Here is a 24,169-nt window from a genome sequence, read left to right as displayed (position 1 = left end):
ATTTTTTAATTTATAATAAGGTATATATTTATATTTGTGAAAATAACAGCAATTTACTCCACTACATGTCAATTACGCCTCAATTACAAGAATTATCTCAGTCATTAGAAGGAACACTTTTATATGATGATCTCCATAAAACACTGTATGCCACAGATGCTTCGGCGTATCGAATTATGCCAGTTGCTGTAGCGATTCCAAAAACCGAGGATGATATTGTCAAAATTATTCGCTTTGCAGCAAAAAATAAGATTTCAATTACGCCCAGAACTGCCGGAACGTCACTGGCAGGTCAAACAGTAGGTAACGGAATAATTGTAGATGTTTCGAAACATTTCACAAAGATTGTCACTTTTGATTCCGCACAAAAAACGGTTACAGTACAGCCGGGAGTAATTCGGGACGAACTGAATTTATATTTAAAAGAACACGGATTATTTTTTGGACCTAATACTTCGACCTCAAATCGCTGTATGATAGGGGGAATGGTAGGCAATAATTCATCGGGAACCACATCGATACGCTATGGAGTTACCCGAGATAAAATAGTGGAAATCAAAGCGGTTTTGAGTGATGGAACTTCGGCAGTATTTAAAGAAATAACTTCGGCGGAGTTCATTGAAAAAGCAAAAGGGAATACGCTCGAAAGTTCGATTTATAAAACGATTTATGAGGAACTTTCGAATAGAGAAAACCAACAAGAGATTATTAAAGAATTCCCGAAACCTGAAATTCATAGAAGAAATACTGGATACGCAATTGATTTATTATTGAAATCGGAACTTTTTGGAGGAACTGAAAACACTATAAATTTAGGAAAACTCCTTTGCGGAAGCGAAGGAACGCTTGCTTTTACCACCGAAATCACGTTGAAAGTAGATCATGTACCGCCAATATATAATGTGATGGTGGTAGCTCATTTTCATACCATTCAGGAAAGTTTGGAAGCTGTAGTTACTGCGATGAAACATCATTTGTACACCTGTGAAATGATGGACGACACGATATTGAATTGTACCAAAACCAACCGAGAGCAAGCTAAAAACAGATTTTTTATTCAAGGCGAACCAAAAGCAGTTATTATGCTCGAAGTGGCTTCGCATAACAGTCTGGAAGATGCTGAATCACAAGCTAATGATTTGATTGCTGATTTGGAAAGAAATAATTTTGGGTATGCTTTGCCAAAAATTTATGGAGCAGATATTGATAAAATAAATGAGTTGCGAAAAGCAGGTCTTGGACTTTTAGGAAGTATTGTAGGTGATGATAAAGCCGCTGATTCTATTGAAGATACTGCTGTCGAGTTGAGTGATTTACCCAATTATATTGCCGAGTTTTCTGCTATGATGGAACGCCACGGGCAGAGCGCTATTTATTATGCGCATGCCGGTGCCGGAGAAATTCATTTGCGACCAGTTTTAAACTTAAAGACAACAGAAGGATTACATCAGTTTAGAAACATCGCAACCGAAGTGGCTATTTTGGTTAAAAAATACAGAGGATCCTTGAGTGGGGAGCATGGAGACGGAATTGTAAGAGGTGAGTTTTTGCCATTCATGATTGGGGATAAGAATTATGAATTGCTAAAAAGAATCAAACATGCTTTTGATCCCAACACCATTTTGAATGTAGGTAAAATTGTAAACGCTTTCAAAATGGATGAAAATCTTAGGGTAGAAGCGGGCAGAGTGGAACCGGAAATACAAACAATTCAGGATTTCTCGGATAGCATGGGAATTTTGCGTGCTGCAGAAAAATGTAATGGTTCTGGAGATTGTAGAAAATTACCTTCGGCTGGTGGGACTTTGTGTCCCAGTTATCGCGCCACCCTAAATGAAAAAGACACCACGCGTGCTAGAGCCAATGCGTTGCGGGAATATCTAACGCATTCAGAAAAAGACAATAAATTTGACCACGAAGAATTATATAAAGTATTTGAATTGTGTGTGAGTTGCAAAGCTTGCGCTAGTGAATGTCCCAGTAATGTGGATGTAGCGGCTTTAAAATCAGAGTTTTTGTACCAATACCAAAAAGCAAATGGATTTTCATGGCGTAATAAAATTTTTGCTTTTAATGCGAAACTGAATGGATTAGGAAGTATCACTCCAAAGTTTACGAATTTTATGGTGAATTTACCTTTGGTGAAAAAAAGCATGGGAATTGCACTAAAACGAGAAGTGCCGCTTTTGGCTCCACAAACTTTTAGGAAATGGTATGAGAAAAATTGGAATCAGGCGCCAAGTGATTCTTTTGTCAACGGAAAAGTATGTTTGTTTTGTGATGAGTTTACTAATTTCTATGATGTTTCAGTTGGAATTGATGCGCATGAGCTATTGACAGCATTAGGATATGAAGTGATTCTGGTGGATCATGAAGAAAGTGGAAGAGCTTTTATTTCGAAAGGTTTTCTCGAAGAAGCAAAAGCAATTGCGAATATAAATGTTGCTGTTTTTTCGAATTATATTACGGCTGATTTTCCTTTGATAGGAATAGAACCTTCGGCGATATTGACCTTTAGGGACGAATACATTCGATTGGCGGATGATACAGAAAGTGCTAAAAAATTAGCCAAAAATGTATTTACGATTGAAGAGTTTTTCAAAAATGAGAGTACAAAAGGTAAAATTCATGCAGAACAATTTTCTGAGGAGGAAAAAATAATAAAAATTCACGGACATTGCCACCAAAAGTCATTGAGTACCATGGAGGCGACTTTTGCAATGTTAAATGTACCGAAAAACAGTTCGGTTACTATTTACAATTCGGGTTGTTGTGGAATGGCAGGTTCTTTTGGATATGAAAAAGAACATTATGAAATCAGTATGCAAATGGGTGAAGACACTTTATTTCCAAAAATTAGAGCAACTGAACCGACGACGGATATTGCAGCAGCCGGCACGAGTTGTCGCCACCAGATTTTTGACGGAACTAGTAGAAAGGCTTTGCATCCGGTGACAATTTTAAGAAGTTGTGTGAAATAATTTTCAGCTTGAAATGAATTCTAGAAGGAATAGTAGTTTTCTGTCTGTTTAAGTGATTTTTCTTTTATTGATTGAATTGTATTCGATTTGACTTTTTAAAATAATAAAAAAAATCATTTTGTCTTTTTTAAAAAATAATATAAAAAAAAAGCTCGAGAAACTTTATTAGTTCAATTTGTTTTATACTTTTGATTTTTCAAGATAATCTGCATTATTTTTAAGATAAGAGCATATAATTTACAGTATATTAATTTTTAATGATAAAATTTACAATATGGCATTAAAGGGTTTATTCAGAAAGAAAACAGTACAAGATATTTTAAAACAGGTTGAAAAAAGGGATGCCGATGGACATAACGCTTTAGGCAAACATTTGACAGCGCGAGATTTGACAGCCTTTGGTATTGCGGCAATCGTAGGAGCGGGTATTTTTAGTACCATTGGAAAAGCGAGTGCTGATGGAGGTCCTGCAGTTATCTTTCTTTTCTTGTTTACTGCTATAGCATGCAGTTTTGCTGCTTTTGCTTACGCTGAATTCGCCTCGATGGTTCCCGTTTCAGGAAGTGCTTACACGTATTCGTATGTTGCTTTTGGTGAAATTATAGCTTGGATTATTGGTTGGGCATTGATAATGGAATACTCTGTAGGTAATATAACGGTTGCTATATCGTGGAGTGATTATTTTACAGGTTTACTAGAGAGTGGTGGCCTTCATTTGCCGCAATGGGTTCAGATGGATTTTTTGTCCGCTTCCAGAGGATTTGATGATGCCACAGCACTAATGCAAGGAGGAAAAGAGTATGCCAACTTAAGTCCTGCTTTGCAAGATGCTTATACGGCATGGACAACTTCACCAGTTATTGGTTCGTTTCATTTTGTAGCTGATCTTCCTGCATTATTAATTATCGTTTTAATCACGGCATTGATTTACCGTGGAATGAAAGAATCCCGAAATGCAAGTAATATCATGGTTGTGGTAAAATTATGTATTGTTCTTTTAGTAATTGCTGTAGGTGTTTTCTATGTAGATACCGCTAATTGGGATCCATTTGCACCTAATGGAGTTACGGGAGTTTTGAAAGGAGTTTCAGCAGTATTTTTTGCTTATATCGGTTTTGATGCTATTTCAACAACAGCTGAAGAATGTAAAGATCCGCAACGTGATTTACCAAGAGGAATGATGTGGGCTATCATCATATGTACTATTTTATATATTGCAATAGCGTTAGTATTAACAGGAATGGTTAGTTATGACTTATTGAATGTAGGTGATCCATTAGCTTTTGTATTTGAAAAATTAGACTTAAAATGGATGTCGGGAATTATTGCAGTTAGCGCAGTAGTGGCTATGGCTAGTGTTTTATTGGTTTTCCAAATGGGACAACCGCGTATTTGGATGAGTATGAGTCGTGATGGATTGTTGCCAAAGCGTTTCTCAAAAGTACATCCAAAATACAAAACACCTTCTTACGCGACTATTGTTACTGGTTTTGTAGTAGCAGTTCCAGCTTTGTTTTTGAACTTAACATTGGTTACAGATTTGTGTAGTATTGGGACTTTATTCGCTTTTGTATTAGTTTGTGCTGGAGTTTTGGCTTTGCAAAACAAGACTGATATTCCAAGAGGAAAGTTCAAAACACCGTATTTGAATTCAAAATTCATTATGCCGGTTTTGCTTATTATCGGATTGGTATTTGCTTTTGGATACAATAAGAAAGCGACTATGGATTTCATTACCAATGAAACTCAAATCAATAATGCTGCGGATATAATCACATCGTTAAATAAAGAAGAAACTCAAAAAGTATACGACTATTTAGTAACCGTTGATGCTAAAAACAGTACGACTGAAGCACCGGATTTAGAAAATTTGTTAAGCCAATACCAACAAGATGATACAAAATACGCTTCAGTAATTGCTGGCTTGCCAATTGCTGATGCTGTTAAATATGAAAGTGGTTTTGGTCTATTTAAGCACAAAATACCAATGTGGATTTTCCTAATTGTTTTAGCAGGATTAACGGTTTGGTCTTACAAAGAAAATTTATCTTTAATTCCATTATTAGGCTTAATTTGTTGTTTGTATATGATGGCAGAGCTTAGCGTTTGGAACTGGATTTATTTTGGGGTTTGGCTTTTAATTGGTTTAGTAATCTATTTTAGCTTCAGCCGCAAAAACAGTAAGTTAAATGGTCTAGAAATTTAAAAATATATATTTATACAATCAACCGTCTCGTTAAAAACGTGACGGTTTTTTTATGCTTTTAGTTAACCTATTAAAAAGAGGTGTTGCGTCCAAAATTAGTTCATTAGACTCAAGAAATATATTGGTTTTCTGGCTGTTTGATAGGTTTGTAATAGCCTGAAAGAAGATTGATAAATGTGATTTAAGCTTTGTAAATCTTGTCTTTAATGTTTTGAGAGCACGATTAAAACAATTGCTATTAAAGCTAAAAACAGCCCTATAAAATTCATTCTACTCAGTTTTTCTTTAAAAATTAAAACACCCACAACACTACCCATAATAATCACACCCATATTCATACCCGCAAAAACGGTTGAAGGACTTTTTGAAAATTCCTGATGTGCTTTAAGGTAGAAAAGAATATTTCCAAAATTAAAAATACCCACCAAACCCCCAAAAATAATGTTATGGATCTTTACTGTCACATTTTTGAAAACTACTTCATAAGCAACCACAGTAATCATTATGGTCATTGCTATTCCTAATATTACAAATAATGAAGTAGTGTAAGGCAAACTGGTATAAGTGGCAATTTGTTTGAAGAGAATATCTATAACTCCAAAGCCAATCAAAACTACCGCTGGATAACCCCATTTATTTTTAGTGTTTTCGGTATTTTTAGTAAGAATGAGCAACAGTGCCGGTATTGCCAATACGAAAGCCGAAATTTTCAGAATACTGAATTGTTCTTTGAAAAGTAGCCAAGCTGCTAGAATAGGAATGAATAAAGAGAGTCGTTGGGCAGCATCGGTTTTTACAATCCCCATGTGTTTAATGGATGCCGCCAAAAAAAGAAAAATGGAAGGTAATAAAATTCCAATAGTTATATAAAGCCACCATGGTGCTGTAGTTTCAACTGTATTTAAATCTGGACCGAATGATACATAGCAAAGCATACATGCAAACACGTAATTCCAAGCGACTATTTGGGTGTGGCTGATGGTATATTTACGAGCGACTTTAAATATTACGCCCACGGTCACACTACAAATAATACTTAAGATTAGAAATAACATAGATTTATCTATTTATGCTGTAAAATTACTATTTATATGTTTGGATTGCATATCCATCATCTGAAAAAGGAATCGTATTTGTTTTTTGACTTACTTTTTTTTAAATTGGCAGTACTAATAGAAATGTAGCAAGAATACTGAGATATAACCATAAAAAAACCCCAACTTTTGTTGGGGTTTTGTGACCTTGACTGGATTACTTTTGACACAATTAAGGGATTGTTGTTGTTCTGTTATAATGAGCGATTTAGAAACTAAATATCAATAAAATCAATGGTTTACAAGGTTTTTTAATAATGTAAAGTTGTTGAAACAAATTGAAGTAAATTGATAAAGGTGGACTAGATGTGGACTAACTTTTGTATGTTTACCGTCCAATCAAAAAAAGTACTCAAATGGCAATCATATTTTATATACAATCAAAGAAAAATCCTGCCCCTATTTATGTTAGAATAAGAGAGGGAAAAGGTATTGATGCAAAAGCAAAAACGAATTACTCAATTAATCCTGAAAGGTTCAGCAAAGGCAGTATTAAAAAATTTAAGGTTCCTGGCGGTGCAAGTGCAGACGTAAAAGCAGATGTTCAGAAGGAGAATGCTTCTTTGATTAATTTAGAAAAAGACCTTTCAAAATTGTCCAGTGAACTTACAACGCTTTTAAACGAAAGAAAAGATTTTGAGATTATAAATTCCAATTGGTTAAAGAATATTATTAATCCAAAAGTAGAAAAGATTGCACCCTCTAAATTGATCGATTATTTTGAACATTATATTGATTGTAAAGGAAGTGATATTGCGCCGTCGACAATAAAGAAAATTCGTGTTTTCAAGAATAGGATTTTTAGGTATGAGAAAACAGTAAAGCCAATTTATATTGAAAATATTGATTTAATGTTTATCACACGCTTTGAGGATTGGATGCGAGAAGTAAACTATGCTAAGAACACAATTATAAAGACAACTAAGACGATTAAGGAAATATGCAACCATTCAAAAACTAGAGGTATTAAGTTAAACCCCGAAGTTGAACAAATTGGTTTGGGTAAAGAGTATGTTTATAAACGAGCAGAACACATCACTTTAAATGAAGATGAAATACAAAAGATTGAAACGGTTAAGCTGGATGATAAACAATTGGATACTGCTAGAGATTGGTTAGTAATCAGTTTGCATACAGCCCAACGAGTAAGTGATTTTTTGAGGTTTAAGGTGGATGATATTGTAGATATTGAAGGGAGCAAATTTATTGACTTTAGACAACAAAAAACTGATACACCTGTTTACATTATTTTGCGTGAACCGGTATTAAAAATCATAAAAAAAAGAGGAGGTAAGTTTCCTCCTATATTTTCAGATAAGGCTGGAAGCAATAGTACAATTTATAATAAGTTGATAAAATTAGTTTGCAAAGAAGCTAAAATAAATGAGTTGGTTACTGTAAGTATCAAGAACAAAGAAACTAACCGTCATGAATTGAAGGAGATTAAAAAATATCTTGCAGTTAGTACACATATAGGAAGACGTAGTTTTGCTACAAATTACTATACACATATTGATACCACTTTATTAATGAGTCAAACTGGACATAAAAGCACTAAACAATTTATGGAATATGTGTCTAAAGCTGATAAAACTAACGCAACAAGTTTGGCAAAAGGATTTGCAAAGTTTGATGAGTTAAATAAAAAGCAAGCACCCATGCAAGTAATGTTTAATACAGGAACTGAATAATGAAAAATAAATATCTAACATTAATAGTTGAGGCTTTTGAAACACTTCACCCTATTACAGAATCAACAATTGAATCAAAAAGGAATCAGTTTCGAAGAAAACTCTTAGAAGAGCTAAAAAAAATACAAGAGAAAAAAAAAATTACAAAAAAAGATTTTTTGAATTATTGCGAAATTGAAGTAGACTTATTAAAAAAACATATTGTTAATCGTGTTGAACTGTTAAATGATAAAGCTACCCATTCCTTGGTTATAGAAAGAAATTTCGGCATAGGAGGTAGCTCTAAACCGTTATCAATTTATGAAAAAATTAGTCGAAAAAAAGAATTAGAAACATTAATAGAAAAGGCAGATGAATCTTATGGAAATCACACTTGTATAAATATAAATACTTTAATAGAAACAGCTAAAACAGAAATGTGTTTAAATGATATTGAATTTATTGAATCTGTTTTTGAAAATTTTAATTTTATTAAACTTGAACAAGCCGAATCTGAACCAGACGATTTGTCTGATACTAACACAGTACAAAAAATAATCTATTTGAACGAGTTAGGGATTATTGATTTTCTAAGGACAAAACCCGAATTTATGGGAAGTGTGAATTTAATGGCAACCATTTTAAGTTCAGTTACAGGCGTTAAAGCAACTACATTACAGAGCAGTTTAAATCGATTGGTAAACGATGATAAAGAAGACAAAAACCACCCATATGCTACAAAAAGCACCGTAAATAAAGTACGGCAAACATTAATCAATAAAAATATCACAACCAAAACCTCTTAATCCAAAGAGGTTTTTTTATGCATTTCAATCTTTTTAGGGAATCCCTAAGAATTACCTAATAGTGGTTTGTGCTCTAACAAATAAGTAATTATTATGAGCACAATTCAATTCGTGGCAACAACACCACAAGATCTTAAAAATGAAATTGCAGCAGATGTAAAAGTAATTTTAGACGAATTCTTAAAACATTTCAAACCAATTCAACCAGCAGAGTATTTAACACGCAAACAGGTGGCCGAAATGTTTGCTGTGGACATTTCGACAGTTCACAATTGGTGTAAGTCAAAAAAACTTAATCCCGTTGGATTAGGCTCTCGCGTTTATTTTCTGCGCTCTCAAATCGAAGAAAGTTTAATCCCTTTAAACCAATAACTATTTATGGAAGATATAAACATAAACCAAAGAATAGATGTTATTCATGAATGGTCACTAGAATTCACCAAACAAATTAAACGACAGTCAAACAGCAAAAAAGTGAATTATACGTTTTCAGATGCATTAGCGAATAAGACACTGCACTCTAAAAGAGATGAATGTTTTATTATTGCCTATACATACTTAAAAGAGAATTTACCAGAAAGAAACGATTTTATTAAATACTTAACCGCTTATATAGAAGATGGAATTAAATTGAAACAAGAGTATTTTAAATACGATTATGAAAGACTAAATAAGTACTATAATAAAGTGGATGAAAAAAAAAAAAACGGCGATTCATATAATCCGTTCAACATAAAATCTTATCGGAACTATGTTGTTTTCATGGTTTTAAAATTGCATGGAATTTATGAATTAACAGATGATGAGTTATTTCGTGTATCGAAAAAAGATAATAGAGAATTCAACCCAGCAACAAACATACCATCTGTTTTACGTGGATTTTTACCAATTAGAATTAAAGAATTAGATGTTAAAAGAGAATTTCCAACTATTATCGATGAAGAATTGGGAACAAATTTTAGACATGAGATTTACGAAATATTGGACAAAGTAACATTCGCGAAAGTCTTGAACGCAAATTCTGTTGATCCTAATGACTATTATTATACTCAATGCATAAATGAACTTAAAAAAGTTTACGGAGATAAAGCTTATGACGTTTTAACATTTGATCGTTTTTACGAAAAAGGGAAAGTGTACAGAGATTTTGTGAAACGAGAAAAAGAAGTTGTAGAAAAATGTGCTGAAGTAAATGATGTGATAAATTATGTACGATTACACGATGCGCTTATTGTAGGGTATTCTCAAAATATAAAACAAACAAAATTTGGTTTGTTTGAGTTTGATTGTAAAGAAATAACAGCACTAGCAGTGAATTCTGATATAAAAGAAACATTTTATTACCTGAGCGATGACGGCAGAATTAAAACATCTCCCCCTCGTATCCGTGATTATTTAGTCAATATTGGAATGAAAAGAATTACGACCCCTGACGACCAAATACAACTATTAATGGACACAAATAATGTTGTAAATTTATTCAACCACAAAACAGATTTACTAAGCATATTAAAATTAGGTATTAATGAAATAGGAGGTGAATATACTAAAGTCGAAGAACTAATATCACACGAATATAAAAACATAATAGCGAAAGCGTTGCCACTTATAGAATCTGAAAAGTTAATATATTATCAAGATTCTCGTTACACATTCGGCTTACCGTTCAAGAATGGCTTTATGTTGATGGATAAAAATGAAGTCATTATAAAACAAGAATATAATTCAGTAAATGGATTTTTCATGAAAAATGTTGTTCAAGAACGGGATTTTACGCAAACAGATGAGGTAGGTGATTATGAACAGTTAATAAAAAATGTTTCAGGAAATAATGAAAAACCTTTTATGTCAATGATTGGCTATTTATCTCATACTTACAAAGATCCAATTTTGTCACCTTGTATTATTTTGACAGATGAAAATTCAGATGATATTAACAGAAATGGTGGACGGTGTAAATCTATTTTAGGTGTTGCTTTATCTCAATTTTTAACGCAAAAATTAAAAGGAGGAAATGAATTTAAGCCAAGCTACAATCATAATTATGCTGACTTGCAGAAAGGTATAAGATTATATGTAATTGATGATGTTGGTGCAGGATTCAAATATGACGATTTATACACTAATATTTTGGGAAGCATTGATTGTCAAAGAAAAGGAATAAATGCTGACGAAATAAAATTTAAAGAAACACCAAAGTTTTTAATAACTTCAAATTGGGTAATACCTCATTCGTCAGTAAGTAATTCGACTAATAGGCGTTTTGTAGAATTTAAATTCAATGACCACTACAATAAAGATAACTCACCAGCAACTGAATTTGGTCGAAGATTGTTCGAAGATTGGGACGAAGCGGAGTTTGATCGATTTTATTCTTATATTTTTCGTTGTGTTAAGTTGTTTTTTGATAATGGATTAATAACACCAATTTATAACAAAGAAGTAGATAATTATCTAGTTAAGTTTCGTAATGAAGCATTTGAAACTGAATTTGAACGTATTTTAAAGCCAATGTTAATATCAAAAACAACTTTTAAAGTAAGTGATTTTTTGCGGGAATATAAACACTTTGAAAATCCGTTCAAAAATGAAAATTAGTTTCACCAAAATAATGTGCGCGATTTAATTGATATTTGGTTGAAGCATTCTAACAACTCATTACATTACAAATACTGGAGTTATTCAAAAAGTCATAAAGCATGGTTTTATAGAGATTCAAATCTTACCGCTAAGGCAATTCTTGATTGTTAGAGAAAAAAAAATATTATATGAATTTTTTAATATAGTAAAAAGGGGTGTATCAGTTACGGTCATGCGGCGACCTATGATACACCCTTTATCTCTTATTATCATTAAGCTATTACACCTATTACACCTAATATATAGTTATTGTTTTTATTATTTTTATTATTAAAGAGTAAATACAATGCAGATAACTTTTTCCTCATATCCTGAATAAGAATTTAATTAAAGGTCGTAACAGGTGTAATAATTCAATAAACATAAGGGTTTGGAGGTGTAAATCCAATAAAATATAAATACTCGAAGCGAAAAAAAAGACACCAACCTAATAAAATATTATTTTTTTTAGATAAAAAGAAGACATTAATCAAAATTAAGCTTAAAAGAAAGACTTGAGCAAGGATTTTTTTTTTCTTTAACTATATGATCAAATACATATTGACGCAACATATCTGTCTATTATTTCAAAAAATTCCTTGAATTTAAGCAAATTATGATTGTCATTTATCGAAATAACAATTTGGTTATTTGTTAAAATTGAATCACTTATTTTTTTGTGGTCTAAAACTTCGTCATTATCTGATATTATAATGCAGCAACCATTAAAAAAACCAATTTCACGAATGTATTTCAAAATTTCCGCAGGCAATATATCTTTATTAATTAGTTGGTTAAGACTAAGCAATGGATTTAATAATATTGTTTTTTGGTAGTTGTTGGTTTTGCTCAATATTACATTCATCTGACATACTAAATTACAACCTGTCGATGAAGCAATCAAAACGACATCAAGTTGACAGTTTTTAACAACATCAATCCACTCATTAATTTTCTCATGCAGATTATCACCAATTACCCAGTCAAAACATATTGAACCAGGATATTTTAATTCAATTTCTCTGTATTTCTGTGAGTTTTTTGAAGAGCCAAGTCCATGAACATAGAAATATTGTGTATCCTTTTCCATTTTGTTTTAATTATATTACAAATGTAAAACATTTAAGCTACAAGAATTGACTAATATATACTGAAAGGCAGCCTATTCCTTAAAAATTTAGATTTCAATAATTCTGAATTTTTTTTAAATTTCAGGAATTGATTCAATTAACTTATATATAACATTATGACGATAGAGAACTGCTTAACATTGAGTATAACGGATTTGAATAAAAATGGTTTTTTTAGAAACCGTAAAACAGTTGAGGTTATTAATTTGACAAAAAACAATGGGCAGTGTTTAAGCGTAGATCTAGTAATTGTTTTTGATGAAAATGAAAAATATTTAACTTTAAGTCACACAATTGAAACGACAATAAACAAAACAGAAACTTATAGGATTAATATCGTTTCAATAGCTTCAAACATAGGTAATGGCTCTGTGTTGTATTTTGTTTGTCCTCTAACAGCAAAGTGTTGTAGAAAACTTTATTATCACAGAGGAAAGTTCATGCACAGAGAAGCTACTGGAATTTTATATGAACAACAAAAAAGGAAACAATTTATCTCTCATGCTTTCTATTTAAGTAAAGATCAGCGCAACGAGCCGAATACAAAATATTTCAAGAAATATTATAAGGGAAATTTCACGAAACGATATCTTCAAATTTTATTGAGAACATCACATTCAGAAGTTGTTGATGTTTATAGAGAATTGAGCGTTAAATTGAAATTATAAAAAAACAACAACTCTTGCGCTGTAAAATGTGTGGGAATGTTTTATACTTGTTTTTCTAAAAATAATATCTTTCTAATCTTTACAACAGTGTTATTTGATAAATTAGTTATAGATGAGAGTTTTCTAATCGAATAGTTTTCGTCTTTGATCAATTCTAAATGGGATTGATTGTATTTAGATAAAAATTGTTGTTTAGTTTCAGTTGTATCGAATTGTCTGCCTTTATAGGTTCCTTTAGCTTTTGCAATGATAATACCTTCTTTCTGCCTTTCTATTAAAGAAGTCCTTTCCATTTCTGCTACATTACTCAAGACATCAGTAATCATCTTAAATATAGAATTGGGTTTGTTTTCAATCATGGAATACAAACCAATATTTTCTACATATACATTTATGTTGAGATTACTTAGCATGTTCAATGTTGTTTGTATATCAAAAGCATTCCTTCCTAATCTATCAATTGAATGAACTATTAAAGTGTCAATTTTTTTGTTCGAAATATCATTCAATAATTTGATTGCGTTTGGACGTTCTCTAAATGGAATAGAACCGCTACACTTGTCAATATAAGTTTTGTGTGTAGTATTTTCTTGTCTTAAAGTATTTTGTTCTGTGGTAGAAACTCTAATGTATTTTGCGGGTTGCATGTTCTTTATTTTTTTTTGAAACAAATATAAGGAACAATATTTAATTGTATTAAATTTAGGGTGGTTGATTTTAACGCAATTAAGGATCAATAAAATTGGTTAGATTTTAATTAGAATTGTATTACCGTTTGACTATAGTTTAATTTTGATACTACTTGAGTAAATTTTGTAGAATTCTAATTTTGAAATTATTAATCATTTGTTAATTTTTTTTGCATTGAAAGATGTATAGTGACTAAATTTTGAATTATGTAATTACAAATTAACTAATCTAGACAAACTAATTTAGGACAATCACATAAAATACAGCTTATTAATCTGTAATTCAGATGATTAATCTTAATGTGTTTAATTTTGTATAATAATTGTCATTGGATAGATTGATCCATAGTAAATTTATTAACTTGCAGTATCAAAATTTACATATGAATAATTTAAAATTTTCAGGTCATGATACTTTTCACTGTAGGCAACAATGGCTTTCAAAAGGCATTAAATTAATTGATAATGAGGGATATAGTGTTTTAAATAGGCCTGAAATTGCAATTTCAAAATTAGGTGTTGGAAAAAACATGGTACAATCAATTCAACATTGGCTGAAATCCTTTGGGTTGATTAACGACAAACATGAAATTTTAGAAATAGCTAATAAACTGTTTTTAGGTGATTTTAAGTTTGATCCTTATTTAGAAGATGAAGGAACTTTATGGTTATTGCAATATCAAATTTGTAAAACAAATTTTGCGAGTATTTTCAATCTAATATTTACTGAATATTTTAATGATAAAGTTAGCCTAGAATTTTCCGAAAGCCAGATTATTCAATTCATTGAAAAAAAATTACGTGATTATAATGTGAGAGAAGTAAGTGTTAACACATTATCCTCTGACTATAAAGTTTTTACAAAATCTTATGCTACTCCAACCAAATCATTAAAAACTATAGAAGATGATTTTAATTCCCCTTTACTAGAGCTGAATTTAATATCGCAATTAAATGGCAAAAACAGTAACGGAGAAACTATTTACAGAATTAATAAAGAGGTAAGAAACAATATTCCTGTTGCTATTTTAGCTTATTGTTTATTAGACTATTTAGCTGAAAGAAATGATATTAGTCACGATGAAATTAGAAATACTTTTGGTTCATATTTTTGTCTCTCAACTGATGGCTTAGATAGTTTAATAGAGGAATTGTGTATGGAATATCCTGAATTTATATATAAAAATGATGCTGGAATACGTCAAATACAAATCAAAGGAATAACAAAGGACTATCAGAATAATTTATTAGAATCGTATTATGGAATATAACAATATATCAACTAACATTTTAAGAGACGAGTCAAAAGACTTGAATTATGTAGTTACTCCAAATGCTATTCAAATTTACGAACGCATTGTAAACAGTGCTGAGAAAAGCAATAAATCATTTACTTTGATTGGTAATTATGGTACTGGGAAATCTACATTTCTATGGGCTTTAGAAAAGAACTTACTGAAAGAAAAAATTTATTTTAGTAATACTATTGAATCAAAAAATAATTCTTTTGATTTTATAAAATTAGTTGGAGATAATACTTCTCTAACAGATACATTATTAAAAACTTTGAAACTTAAAGAAGGTTCATCAAATGAAATAATTGTAGAACTTGAAAAAAGAAGAATTGCATCATCTAAAAAAAATAAAGGTTTAGTATTAATAATTGATGAGTTTGGCAAATTTTTAGAGTTCATAGGTAAGAACAAAGACAGTAATGATTTGTACTTATTGCAATTGATTTCGGAATGGGCAAATGATGATACTAAAAATGTGTTTTTCATTATTTCATTACATCAAAGTTTTATATCCTATTCCGCTTCCTTGGATTTGGCAGAAAAACTTGAATGGGAAAAAATTAAAGGCCGATTTGTAGAATTACTTTTTAATGAACCTGTAGAACAATTATTGTTTTTTGCCTCAAAGAAACTGGAACGATTTGAATTACCTAAGAAAAATGAAGATAGTTTTAATTTACTGAACAAAGCAATTAAGAGCAGCAATCTTATTGGTTTTAATGAATTGAACACACCTGAATTAGCTAAATCACTATATCCGCTAGATTGGTTATCGGCTAATATTTTGGTTAAAGCACTACAAAGATATGGACAAAATGAGCGTTCTTTATTTACTTTCTTAAGCGATAACACAAAATTTTCTATTAATTTGTTGGAGGGTAAATTTTACTCTATTTCAAATGTTTTCGATTATTTAGTTAATACACTAGGAAGCGAAATTTATAGCTTTAATAATCCGCATAGAGCGCAATGGCAAACTTGCTTTAGAGCTTTAGAACGCGCAGAATTGATAGAAGATGTTGATTATAAATTAGTCACTGAATTAATCAAGACTATTTGTTTAGTTAATATTTTTACTAAAGCTGGAGGTTTATTTGATAAAAAATTCATATCAAAATATATTCACCACACTGGTGAATATAGCGATGTGTCTATTGATAAAACTATTGATAAATTAGATAAGTCTGGCATAATTAGATTTTATAAACACAGTAATAAATTAAATTTTCTTGAAGGAACCGATTTAGATATAGAACAAGAATTAGCTGATGTTTCCAAAGAAATTAATCATGATTTTTCTGTTACGGAAGCGATATCTGATTTAGTAGATTTTCCTGTAATTTTAGTTAAAAAGAATTCATTTGAAAAAGGGACTCCTCGTTTTTTTGAATTTAGAATCTTAACAAATTTAAACAATATCACAAATGCAGAAGGAGCTTTAGATGGCTATATCAATTTACTTTTTGATGATTCAATTAAGGAAAAGGAAGTTAAAAAATCTTCCTTAAATACCGGTAGTAATCTTTTTGTTATCTATAAAAACTCTAAAGATATACACAATGAAATATTTACTATTAACAAACTTAAATTCTTAATAAAGAAGCATAAAGAGGATAGAAATGCTATACAACTTTTAAATAAAGAACTTGAATACCATAAACAACAATTAGAGAAATTTGTATTAGATAATTTGTTCGTTTCTAACGACCAAAATATTTGGTTTTACAATGGTAAAGTGGAAAATATAAAGTCAAAAAGAGCATTGAATGAAACCTTATCTAAAATTTGTGATATAGAATTTAGACTTGCTCCTCATTATAAAAATGAATTGGTTAATAAGGAGTTTTTAAGTTCACAGATTAGCACAGCAAGAAAATCTTTTATTCGCCATCTATTAAATAATGAGAGTGTTGATAATTTAGGTTTTCCAAATGATAAATTCCCACCCGAAAAGTCAATTTATATTACTTTGGTAAAGGACACAGGAATACATTCAAAAAACATTAAATTAAATCATTTTACTTTTTCTAGCCCAATTGATGAATCTTTTCAGCCACTCTGGAACGAGTGTGATGCTTTTGTAAAATCAGCTAATTCCTCCCGAAGAAATTTAGGAGAATTATATGAAATTTTGAGTAAAGCTCCTTTCAAATTAAAAAAGGGATTTACTGAATTTTGGGTTCCAATGTTTTTGATTATTAACAGAGAAGATTTTGCATTATTCCATGAAGCTAATGGTTTTATCCCTTACCTAACAGATGATGTTCTAGATTTAATACATAAATCACCTACCAACTATTCTATTAAAAGTTACGATGTTTCTGGATTAAAGGTAAATCTTTTAGAAAGTTATAAGGAACTTGTGCAAGTTGGAGATAAAGAATTAGGAACAAAAAGTACCTTCTTATCCATTTTTGGTAATTTCTTAAGATTCAATAGAGGCTTAAATGAGTATACCATCAATACCAAAAGACTTTCGCCAAAGGCAATTAGTTTGAGAGAAGCTATCAAAAGTGCTAGGGATCCAGAAGATGCCTTGTTCAATCAATTTCCAAATGCTTTAGGTTTTCATACTATCTCGATAAATGATGATGAAGAAATATTAAAATCATACACCTATCATGTTCAGGATGCAATTCGAGAAATTCGTTCTGCTTATGATGCTCTTCTTGACAGAATAGAAGAAAAAATTATACAGTCATTTGTTTGTGAAAATTCTGATTTTGAAAATTACAAGCTTGAAATCCAAAGCAGATTAAGCAGTATTAATTTAAGCCTTTTAGGTACTGAACAAGCTGTTTTTTATAAAAGATTAGTTTCTCCTTTGGATGATAGAGCTTCTTGGTTAAAATCGGTTGCAGATGCAGCTCTAGGGAAATCAATCGATAAAATGATTGACGAAGAAGAAGCCTTATTGGTTACTAATCTTGAAGAGTTTCTTATTGGATTAATAAGAGCTTCAGACCTTCATGAATTTTCAATAAAAGAAAATACTAAAATGGTGTCTATTCAATTATTTGGTAGCTCTGGAAAAATGATTAATGATAAAATCATAATTTCAAATGAATATAGTAAAGAGTTTGAAAATGTTAGAATGCAATTAAAAGAAAAATTAGTTACTTTAGATGTTCATAAGCGTAAGCAAATACTTATGGAGTTATTGTCAACAGAATTGAATGAAGATTTAGTGTTATGAGTGAGATAAAACATGTATTGGGTATTTCTGGAGGGAAAGATAGTGCCGCTTTGGCTATTTATATGAGTCAAAAGCATCCTGATGTTGATGTAGAATACTACACTTGTGATACAGGAAAAGAGCTGACAGAAACTTATGACTTAATAAATAAATTAAATTCAGTTTTAGGTAAGAACATTCGTCTATATAAATCTATTGATGAATTAAATTCTCCAGAAAAAAATCCCTTTGACCATTTTTTAGCTATGTATGGTGGTTATTTACCATCTGCAACAGCTCGCTGGTGTACTGGAAAAATGAAATTAGAGCCGTTTGAAAATGAGATTGGTACAACACCAACAATTTCTTACGTTGGTATTCGAGGTGATGAAAACAGAGAAGGGTATATTTCGAAAAAAGAAAACATTCAGTCTATTTTTCCATTTAGGAAAAATATTTGGAGTGAAGATGTAATGAAAAAATTCCTTGCTAATTCAAATATTGATTTTGTAAAAAGTCATTATAAATTATTTGCACCAAAAGGAAAATTAGAAATGATCTTACAATATGTAGAGCAGCCAATTTCTTTACGTTTCACTCAGAAACAAAAAGTAAACGCCTTACTTGATACTGATGTAAAACTTTTTAATAAAGTAGTTTTTGAATTTCTAAAAACCACAGATTATCCTGTTGGTAAACTTGAAAGTTTCTCTTTGATAGAAAATGATGAAGTTTTAGGTATCGATGATATTTTTAAAATATTAGATGATTCAGGAGTAGGAATTCCTGCTTATTATTTGCCACTTAACTATCAAGTAGAAATTAATGGAGAAATAAAAACAGGAACTTACTCACGTAGTCGTTCTGGATGTTTCTTTTGCTTCTTTCAGCAAAAAATAGAATGGGTTTGGTTGTTAGAACAACACCCGACACTATATGAAAAAGCAATTGAATATGAAAAAGAAGGTTACACATGGACTATTGAGCCCCTACAAGAACTTAAAAAACCCGAGCGTGTAAATTCAATAAAAAAAGAACACTATTTACGAATGCATAAAAACAAAACTAACGCAAAAACTACTACAAGTTGGCAAGATGAAATCTTAGCAGCTGAAGGGGAAGGTTGTGCTAGTTGCTTTATTTAAATATTAAAATATGGAGGATGCTTTAAAATCTGTTAAGGAGTTTATTTGGGACATTATTGGTTACCTTATTCCGGGATTTTTATTGATAATTGTTTTTAATTTAATAATAGAGCCAACACTAAGTATTCAAAATAATTTCTTTTTTGATTGGAAATTATTTCAAAGTTATCTAATAGTAGTTGTTTCTTATATTTTAGGTTATATTATATACAGTTTGACTATTTTTAAAATCAAATTTCAAAATTTTTTCATTGATCTTTTATTAAAAGTAACAATCTACTTATCAAACACTTTTTTCAAGTTTTTTGTAAAAAATAAATTGGCTGAATATTTAATTAATGACATTAAGTCTAAACACAGTAATTATTGGAAGTTGAAATTTATTAATTCTTCAACATATAAATCTGCAAAAGATTTTTTAAAATCTAATTCTTTATCTGAAGTAGATAACATGGAATTTAATGAAGTTAGAAATATATTGATGTCAAGGAATCCTGAAATGGACCAAAAGGTATATACTTTTATGTTTCGTTCATCACTATTTGATCACATTTCCACTATATCAATATTAATTTGTCTTTTAGTTTCAACTCAACTATTCATCGATTTAAAATTTATTAAGACAGATCTAATTTTTAAAGTATTCTATTGCTTATTAATTCCAACCATACCATTATTAGGAAATTCGAAAAGAATATTTTATTCGATTGCTCAAAGACTTCCTATTTCAAATTTAAAATAATATGAAAACAAAAATATATTTAGCTGGAGGATTTAAAGGAGGTTGGCATGATGAAGTAGTGAGTAAATTAGGCAATGATTTTATTTACTTTAACCCACAAAAACATGATTTAAATGATGTTGAGAAATATACATCATGGGATTTATATCATGTAGAAAAATGTGATATATTGTTAGGTTATATGTCTAAAGATAATCCTTCTGGATATGGCTTAGCTTTGGAAATAGGTTATGCAAAGGCAATGAATAAATTAATTATTTTAGTTGATGAGCGTTCGAAAATAGATGATAGCTTCAAAAGGTACTTTTCAATATGTCATGCTTCCTCTAATATTGTTTTAAATTCATTAGAAGAAGCTATAGATTATATTAAAACTTTTGAAATTTAATTATTTAGATTTTAAAGATTCAACTAAATCACTTGTAAATTTAGAAAGTGGCCGTTTACTTAAATCACCATGATTTGTGAAATTTCCATAAATAACTCGGTCAATAAAATTTTCATCAATACGAATGTCTTTGCCTAAAATATTTTCTAATTCTTTTCTTTTTGTTTCATTGTAATAAACTGAATTAAATACAACTTCTTGTGCTACATCTTTATGAAAATTAAATAGTTCTTTTGTTTTAAATGTTTCTATTGAATTTTTAATTATTCTTTTTTCATCTTCTGTAGACTCATCAACAAAATCACAAATTATTTCAAAATCTTCTAACTTTAATAATGGAGCTATTGAAACGTTCGGTTTGTATTCTATTTTAAATATTAACTTATTAAAATTCACATTTTCAAAAGGATGTAAATGTTCATTTTTGTAAAAATTGATGGAACCTTTTAAATTTGAATTACATATATGACAACTAGGTATTAAATTATATATTGATATAGAAAGAAATGGATAAATTGATTTTGGATAAAAATGGTCTAATTCTGGTCTTGTACTTCCTTTTTCAGTACGTAATGTATGAATATAATTTCTGTTACAATATGGACAAACATTAAAACCCAATTCATTTGTATATTCATACGCATTCCATTTATTTGTTTTTTCTATGAATTTAGAATAATTAAAAGCATCTTTTAATAAACTATTCCAATCAATGAGGTTTTTCTTAAGGTTATAATGAATTTTTAAATATCTATTTTTCAGGTTTTTAAGCAATAAGCTTTCTGAAGCTACTATTTTATAAATATCTTCTAATTCTTTAAATCTGTCATTGATGATTTTTTTTCTTTCATTAATTTCAGTTTTAGTAAAAGATTTACTTGCTTCCGTATTAATTGTATTCCATATAGAATTCTTCCATCCTCCAGTTACTATAAAATCAGAATAAAAATCAAATTCAATTTTAGAAAATATTCTACCTTTATTGACTATTTCATTATTATATAGATCTATCAAATTTCTCAACTCATTTGGTTTACCTATAATTATACTTTTTAGTAATTTTTCGCTTTTTAATAATTTGTAAAAAATTACACGTTTTCTTATTGACAAAGTAACGTCTTTTGCATATTCATTAATTTTTTTATAACCTTCTGAATTAATAAAATATTCCCAATGTTTATCAGTAATATCTTTTGATATGTCTCCTAAATAAATCATTCAATTTTCGATTTTAGTGCATCAATTTGGGCTTGATGCCATTCTATTAAAATTTCATTTTCCAGAAATTGAACTTTATTTTTTAGAACTTCCTCTAAACGAATTCTAATCACAGGTTCCCCGATCATCTTAATTAAGTTAGTTGTCTTATCTACATCTATTTTTTTAGTATCACTTATTTGTTCTAAAAGCTTAGAAATTTTATACTTTGCAAATTCACCAATTGCACCATTTTTTAAGAAAAATTGATTATTATACAATTGATGAATATTTGCGCCAAAAGAGGATTTTTCATTTAATTGTCTATCTGGTTTACCCTTCTTATCTATCAAAATTACATTCTCCTTTGGTAAATCGGATATCAAAAATGGAGAATGAGAAGTTAGAATTAATTGAACATTTTTTTCCTTAAATATTAACGAAATATACCAAATTAAATCATTTAAAAAATTCTTTTGCCACTCTGGATGGAGATATAAATCACCTTCATCAATACATATTAAAACATTTTTAGATTTAATTTTTTCACTTACATCAAATAATTGTGAAAACAAGTTGATATAAGCTTTTAAACCAGAACTTAACTCAGACCAATCGTGAGAGAAAAGTCCATCTATATTAAACAAATGAATATAATCATTTATCAATTCATTAAATACATCATTAAATTCTAAAACAATATTTTTCCCATATTTATCATCTTTTTTGCCTAAATCAATTTTATTAAATGAAATTTTCTTTATGAGATCTAAATATTTACTAAGGTCATTTTCATCAATTAACGAGCTACCCAATTTATGATCAGTTAGAAATTTAATTAATTTAGGGTTTAGATCAGCTATAGGTTCTGCTATATCATCTTCTAATTCAAATTCATCAAGAAAATCACTAAAAACCTTAGAATCTTCATAAAGGAAACTGAATAAATTTATAACTAAACTATAATGAAGTCTGTTAATATTTGATCCTGACTCATCAAAAATTGCTTTTCTATATCGCTTTAAAATCCCCCTTAATTTATAATCTATATTACTTTCCTTTTCAGTTCTAAAAAACGCAACTGGATTAAACCCAAACTTTACTTTTCTTTCTGGCGAATCTTCAGTATTAAGTCTATGCCATACCTCATGAAAATAATTCGATTGAACAAATGATATTTTATTTGACTGCAACTCACTCATTCTAGAAAACGAACAATTATGAACTGAACTACCTTCAAATATATATTCTTTATTATCCGCTACATTCGAATAAAACATAGATTCCCATAACTTATCTACATCTTCATTCTGTATTTTAGAATTATTATTATTAATAACAGATTTATTTAAACTATTACCTTTCGTTTTTCCAAAGAATTTTAATTGATTTTCCTGTTTAAAAATTAATAAATAATTATTTCTTAATCTATCCCTATTACCTTTACTTATAGCAGTTAAAATAAAGTCAATTAAATTACTTTTTCCAGAAGAATTTTGACCGATTATTGCATTGATCTGACTAATATTTGAATATTTTTTTTCTTCATCTTTAAAAAAATCATCCAAATAATAATCCTTTTCTTTGAAATAATGAATTTCATTTTTAACTTCTATAGCATTATTGCCATCAAGAAAAACAACATCTATCTCATTAGAATCATTCTTATATTCAATTTTGAACTTGTTTGAAAAATTGAATCCAACATTTTTAAGATTTCTAAATTCTTCGATCCAAACAAAAAGGAGTTGGTCCATATTTATTTTCTTCTATTATTTATTATTTAAACAAAAAACACCACCAAATAAGACAAACTATTCAAGTAATAAAAAGCTCTTCCCACTTTTTTAAATTCAATTTTCCCTTCTAAACGTAAGTGCATCACTTTACAATCACTTATTTTTAGAAGGGATTTTATTTCTTTAGAGGTTAACCATTTTTTAGAGTCTTGCAATTTAATTATTTTGAAATTCTACTAATTAAATATTCTTCTACTTTATTTGCCTTAAAAAGAGTTATTAAAATATCTTCAATTACTAGATTTGAAATTTTAGATTCAAGTTCTGAAAGATTTCTAAAATCATTTATCTCTTCACTGATTTGTATTGTTAAATATCCTTTATTTACAAAAGCTTTTAAAGGCATTCCTAGCTTATTATTAGTTGTTGGAAACTCATTTTTATAGATATTCCAAACTTTTTGAAATTCATTATTTAAAGTATAGATATCTGTTGAATTACTTTTAGTAACAAAATAAATATTAGATAAAGCTATCAATAAAATTATTTGATGCGGTGCAAGATTTCCTCTTGCTTTATCTCTTTTTAGATTATTTACAAACTCTTCTATATTCATAACTAAAAA

Annotated in this window: 18 protein-coding genes; 12 read left to right on the top strand and 6 right to left on the bottom strand. The window is 29.6% G+C overall.

Features of this window, described 5'->3' with window-relative positions; genetic code table 11:
* The first annotated feature begins 65 nt into the window (after positions 1-65).
* Both ACNQF6_RS14205 and ACNQF6_RS14200 read left to right on the top strand, forming a co-directional pair.
* Positions 66-2,981 carry an FAD-binding and (Fe-S)-binding domain-containing protein gene (locus ACNQF6_RS14205; protein WP_417966576.1) on the top strand — a complete coding sequence of 972 codons (2,916 nt, stop codon included), beginning with the start codon at positions 66-68 and terminating at the stop codon, positions 2,979-2,981.
* Between the two features lie 274 nt (positions 2,982-3,255).
* Positions 3,256-5,187, top strand: a complete 1,932-nt coding sequence (locus ACNQF6_RS14200; RefSeq protein WP_417966575.1) for an amino acid permease — start codon at positions 3,256-3,258, stop codon at positions 5,185-5,187.
* Positions 5,188-5,390: 203 nt separating this feature from the next.
* On the opposite strand, the gene ACNQF6_RS14195 is transcribed toward ACNQF6_RS14200, so the two are convergent.
* Positions 5,391-6,242: an EamA family transporter gene (locus ACNQF6_RS14195; protein WP_417966574.1), complete on the bottom strand. Its 852-nt coding sequence runs from the start codon at positions 6,240-6,242 to the stop codon at positions 5,391-5,393.
* Positions 6,243-6,637: 395 nt separating this feature from the next.
* Between ACNQF6_RS14195 and ACNQF6_RS14190 the strand changes: the two genes are divergently transcribed.
* The 4 genes from ACNQF6_RS14190 (at position 6,638) to ACNQF6_RS14175 (ending at position 11,355) form a co-directional block, all read left to right on the top strand.
* Positions 6,638-7,972 carry a phage integrase SAM-like domain-containing protein gene (locus tag ACNQF6_RS14190; RefSeq protein ID WP_417966572.1) on the top strand — a complete coding sequence of 445 codons (1,335 nt, stop codon included), beginning with the start codon at positions 6,638-6,640 and terminating at the stop codon, positions 7,970-7,972.
* On the top strand, positions 7,972-8,757 hold the full coding sequence (locus ACNQF6_RS14185; RefSeq protein WP_417966571.1) for a hypothetical protein: 786 nt from the start codon (positions 7,972-7,974) through the stop codon (positions 8,755-8,757). Before ACNQF6_RS14190 ends, ACNQF6_RS14185 begins: the two co-directional genes overlap by 1 nt.
* Before the next feature lie 93 nt (positions 8,758-8,850).
* Positions 8,851-9,129: a helix-turn-helix domain-containing protein gene (locus tag ACNQF6_RS14180; protein WP_417966570.1), complete on the top strand. Its 279-nt coding sequence runs from the start codon at positions 8,851-8,853 to the stop codon at positions 9,127-9,129.
* 6 nt (positions 9,130-9,135) lie between these two features.
* Entirely contained in the window at positions 9,136-11,355 is a 2,220-nt protein-coding gene (locus ACNQF6_RS14175; RefSeq protein WP_417966569.1) for a hypothetical protein, read from the top strand.
* 571 nt (positions 11,356-11,926) lie between these two features.
* Here the strand turns inward: ACNQF6_RS14175 and ACNQF6_RS14170 are convergent.
* A complete protein-coding gene (locus ACNQF6_RS14170) occupies positions 11,927-12,466 on the bottom strand; it encodes a hypothetical protein (protein ID WP_417966568.1) in 540 nt (179 codons plus the stop codon).
* A 156-nt stretch (positions 12,467-12,622) separates the two neighbouring features.
* On the opposite strand from ACNQF6_RS14170, the gene ACNQF6_RS14165 reads away from it, so the two are divergent.
* Positions 12,623-13,174: a hypothetical protein gene (locus tag ACNQF6_RS14165; protein ID WP_417966567.1), complete on the top strand. Its 552-nt coding sequence runs from the start codon at positions 12,623-12,625 to the stop codon at positions 13,172-13,174.
* 41 nt (positions 13,175-13,215) lie between these two features.
* Here the strand turns inward: ACNQF6_RS14165 and ACNQF6_RS14160 are convergent, their stop codons facing one another.
* Complete coding sequence (locus tag ACNQF6_RS14160) at positions 13,216-13,821, bottom strand: recombinase family protein (RefSeq protein ID WP_417966566.1); 606 nt, start codon at positions 13,819-13,821, stop codon at positions 13,216-13,218.
* 425 nt (positions 13,822-14,246) lie between these two features.
* Between ACNQF6_RS14160 and ACNQF6_RS14155 the strand changes: the two genes are divergently transcribed.
* From ACNQF6_RS14155 to ACNQF6_RS14135, 5 genes are read left to right on the top strand one after another with little or no spacing between them, the layout of a single operon-like run.
* Positions 14,247-15,134 carry a DUF4007 family protein gene (locus ACNQF6_RS14155; protein WP_417966564.1) on the top strand — a complete coding sequence of 296 codons (888 nt, stop codon included), beginning with the start codon at positions 14,247-14,249 and terminating at the stop codon, positions 15,132-15,134.
* Positions 15,124-18,354 (top strand): hypothetical protein, encoded by a 3,231-nt coding sequence (locus ACNQF6_RS14150; protein ID WP_417966563.1) that lies wholly within the window; start codon positions 15,124-15,126, stop codon positions 18,352-18,354. The genes ACNQF6_RS14155 and ACNQF6_RS14150 overlap by 11 nt, the downstream gene beginning before the upstream one ends.
* Positions 18,351-19,478, top strand: a complete 1,128-nt coding sequence (locus ACNQF6_RS14145; RefSeq protein ID WP_417966562.1) for a phosphoadenosine phosphosulfate reductase domain-containing protein — start codon at positions 18,351-18,353, stop codon at positions 19,476-19,478. Before ACNQF6_RS14150 ends, ACNQF6_RS14145 begins: the two co-directional genes overlap by 4 nt.
* Before the next feature lie 10 nt (positions 19,479-19,488).
* Positions 19,489-20,220 (top strand): hypothetical protein, encoded by a 732-nt coding sequence (locus ACNQF6_RS14140; protein WP_417966561.1) that lies wholly within the window; start codon positions 19,489-19,491, stop codon positions 20,218-20,220.
* Position 20,221: 1 nt separating this feature from the next.
* On the top strand, positions 20,222-20,608 hold the full coding sequence (locus ACNQF6_RS14135) for a nucleoside 2-deoxyribosyltransferase domain-containing protein (RefSeq protein WP_417966560.1): 387 nt from the start codon (positions 20,222-20,224) through the stop codon (positions 20,606-20,608).
* On the opposite strand, the gene ACNQF6_RS14130 is transcribed toward ACNQF6_RS14135, so the two are convergent.
* The 3 genes from ACNQF6_RS14130 to ACNQF6_RS14120 form a co-directional block, all read right to left on the bottom strand.
* Positions 20,609-21,826, bottom strand: coding sequence for a hypothetical protein (locus ACNQF6_RS14130; protein WP_417966559.1), 1,218 nt, complete (start codon positions 21,824-21,826; stop codon positions 20,609-20,611).
* A complete protein-coding gene (locus ACNQF6_RS14125; RefSeq protein ID WP_417966558.1) occupies positions 21,823-23,562 on the bottom strand; it encodes an AAA family ATPase in 1,740 nt (579 codons plus the stop codon). The genes ACNQF6_RS14130 and ACNQF6_RS14125 overlap by 4 nt, the downstream gene beginning before the upstream one ends.
* A 202-nt stretch (positions 23,563-23,764) precedes the next feature.
* Complete coding sequence (locus tag ACNQF6_RS14120) at positions 23,765-24,160, bottom strand: hypothetical protein (protein ID WP_417966556.1); 396 nt, start codon at positions 24,158-24,160, stop codon at positions 23,765-23,767.
* Positions 24,161-24,169: the final 9 nt, after the last annotated feature.

It is taken from the genome of Flavobacterium pasteuri, assembly GCF_048286615.1.
Lineage (GTDB): Bacteria > Bacteroidota > Bacteroidia > Flavobacteriales > Flavobacteriaceae > Flavobacterium.
Note: the sequence above shows the minus strand (reverse complement) of the source record. Positions and strands in the feature narration are given on the sequence as shown.

Coding starts and splice junctions, on each gene's coding strand:
- ACNQF6_RS14195 (WP_417966574.1), bottom strand. CDS start 6,242: ATGTTATTTCTAATCTTAAGTATTATTTGTAGTGTGACCGTGGGCGTA.
- ACNQF6_RS14150 (WP_417966563.1), top strand. CDS start 15,124: ATGGAATATAACAATATATCAACTAACATTTTAAGAGACGAGTCAAAA.
- ACNQF6_RS14190 (WP_417966572.1), top strand. CDS start 6,638: ATGGCAATCATATTTTATATACAATCAAAGAAAAATCCTGCCCCTATT.
- ACNQF6_RS14135 (WP_417966560.1), top strand. CDS start 20,222: ATGAAAACAAAAATATATTTAGCTGGAGGATTTAAAGGAGGTTGGCAT.
- ACNQF6_RS14125 (WP_417966558.1), bottom strand. CDS start 23,562: ATGGACCAACTCCTTTTTGTTTGGATCGAAGAATTTAGAAATCTTAAA.
- ACNQF6_RS14155 (WP_417966564.1), top strand. CDS start 14,247: ATGAATAATTTAAAATTTTCAGGTCATGATACTTTTCACTGTAGGCAA.
- ACNQF6_RS14140 (WP_417966561.1), top strand. CDS start 19,489: ATGGAGGATGCTTTAAAATCTGTTAAGGAGTTTATTTGGGACATTATT.
- ACNQF6_RS14180 (WP_417966570.1), top strand. CDS start 8,851: ATGAGCACAATTCAATTCGTGGCAACAACACCACAAGATCTTAAAAAT.
- ACNQF6_RS14175 (WP_417966569.1), top strand. CDS start 9,136: ATGGAAGATATAAACATAAACCAAAGAATAGATGTTATTCATGAATGG.
- ACNQF6_RS14200 (WP_417966575.1), top strand. CDS start 3,256: ATGGCATTAAAGGGTTTATTCAGAAAGAAAACAGTACAAGATATTTTA.
- ACNQF6_RS14130 (WP_417966559.1), bottom strand. CDS start 21,826: ATGATTTATTTAGGAGACATATCAAAAGATATTACTGATAAACATTGG.
- ACNQF6_RS14170 (WP_417966568.1), bottom strand. CDS start 12,466: ATGGAAAAGGATACACAATATTTCTATGTTCATGGACTTGGCTCTTCA.
- ACNQF6_RS14120 (WP_417966556.1), bottom strand. CDS start 24,160: ATGAATATAGAAGAGTTTGTAAATAATCTAAAAAGAGATAAAGCAAGA.
- ACNQF6_RS14165 (WP_417966567.1), top strand. CDS start 12,623: ATGACGATAGAGAACTGCTTAACATTGAGTATAACGGATTTGAATAAA.
- ACNQF6_RS14205 (WP_417966576.1), top strand. CDS start 66: ATGTCAATTACGCCTCAATTACAAGAATTATCTCAGTCATTAGAAGGA.
- ACNQF6_RS14145 (WP_417966562.1), top strand. CDS start 18,351: ATGAGTGAGATAAAACATGTATTGGGTATTTCTGGAGGGAAAGATAGT.
- ACNQF6_RS14185 (WP_417966571.1), top strand. CDS start 7,972: ATGAAAAATAAATATCTAACATTAATAGTTGAGGCTTTTGAAACACTT.
- ACNQF6_RS14160 (WP_417966566.1), bottom strand. CDS start 13,821: ATGCAACCCGCAAAATACATTAGAGTTTCTACCACAGAACAAAATACT.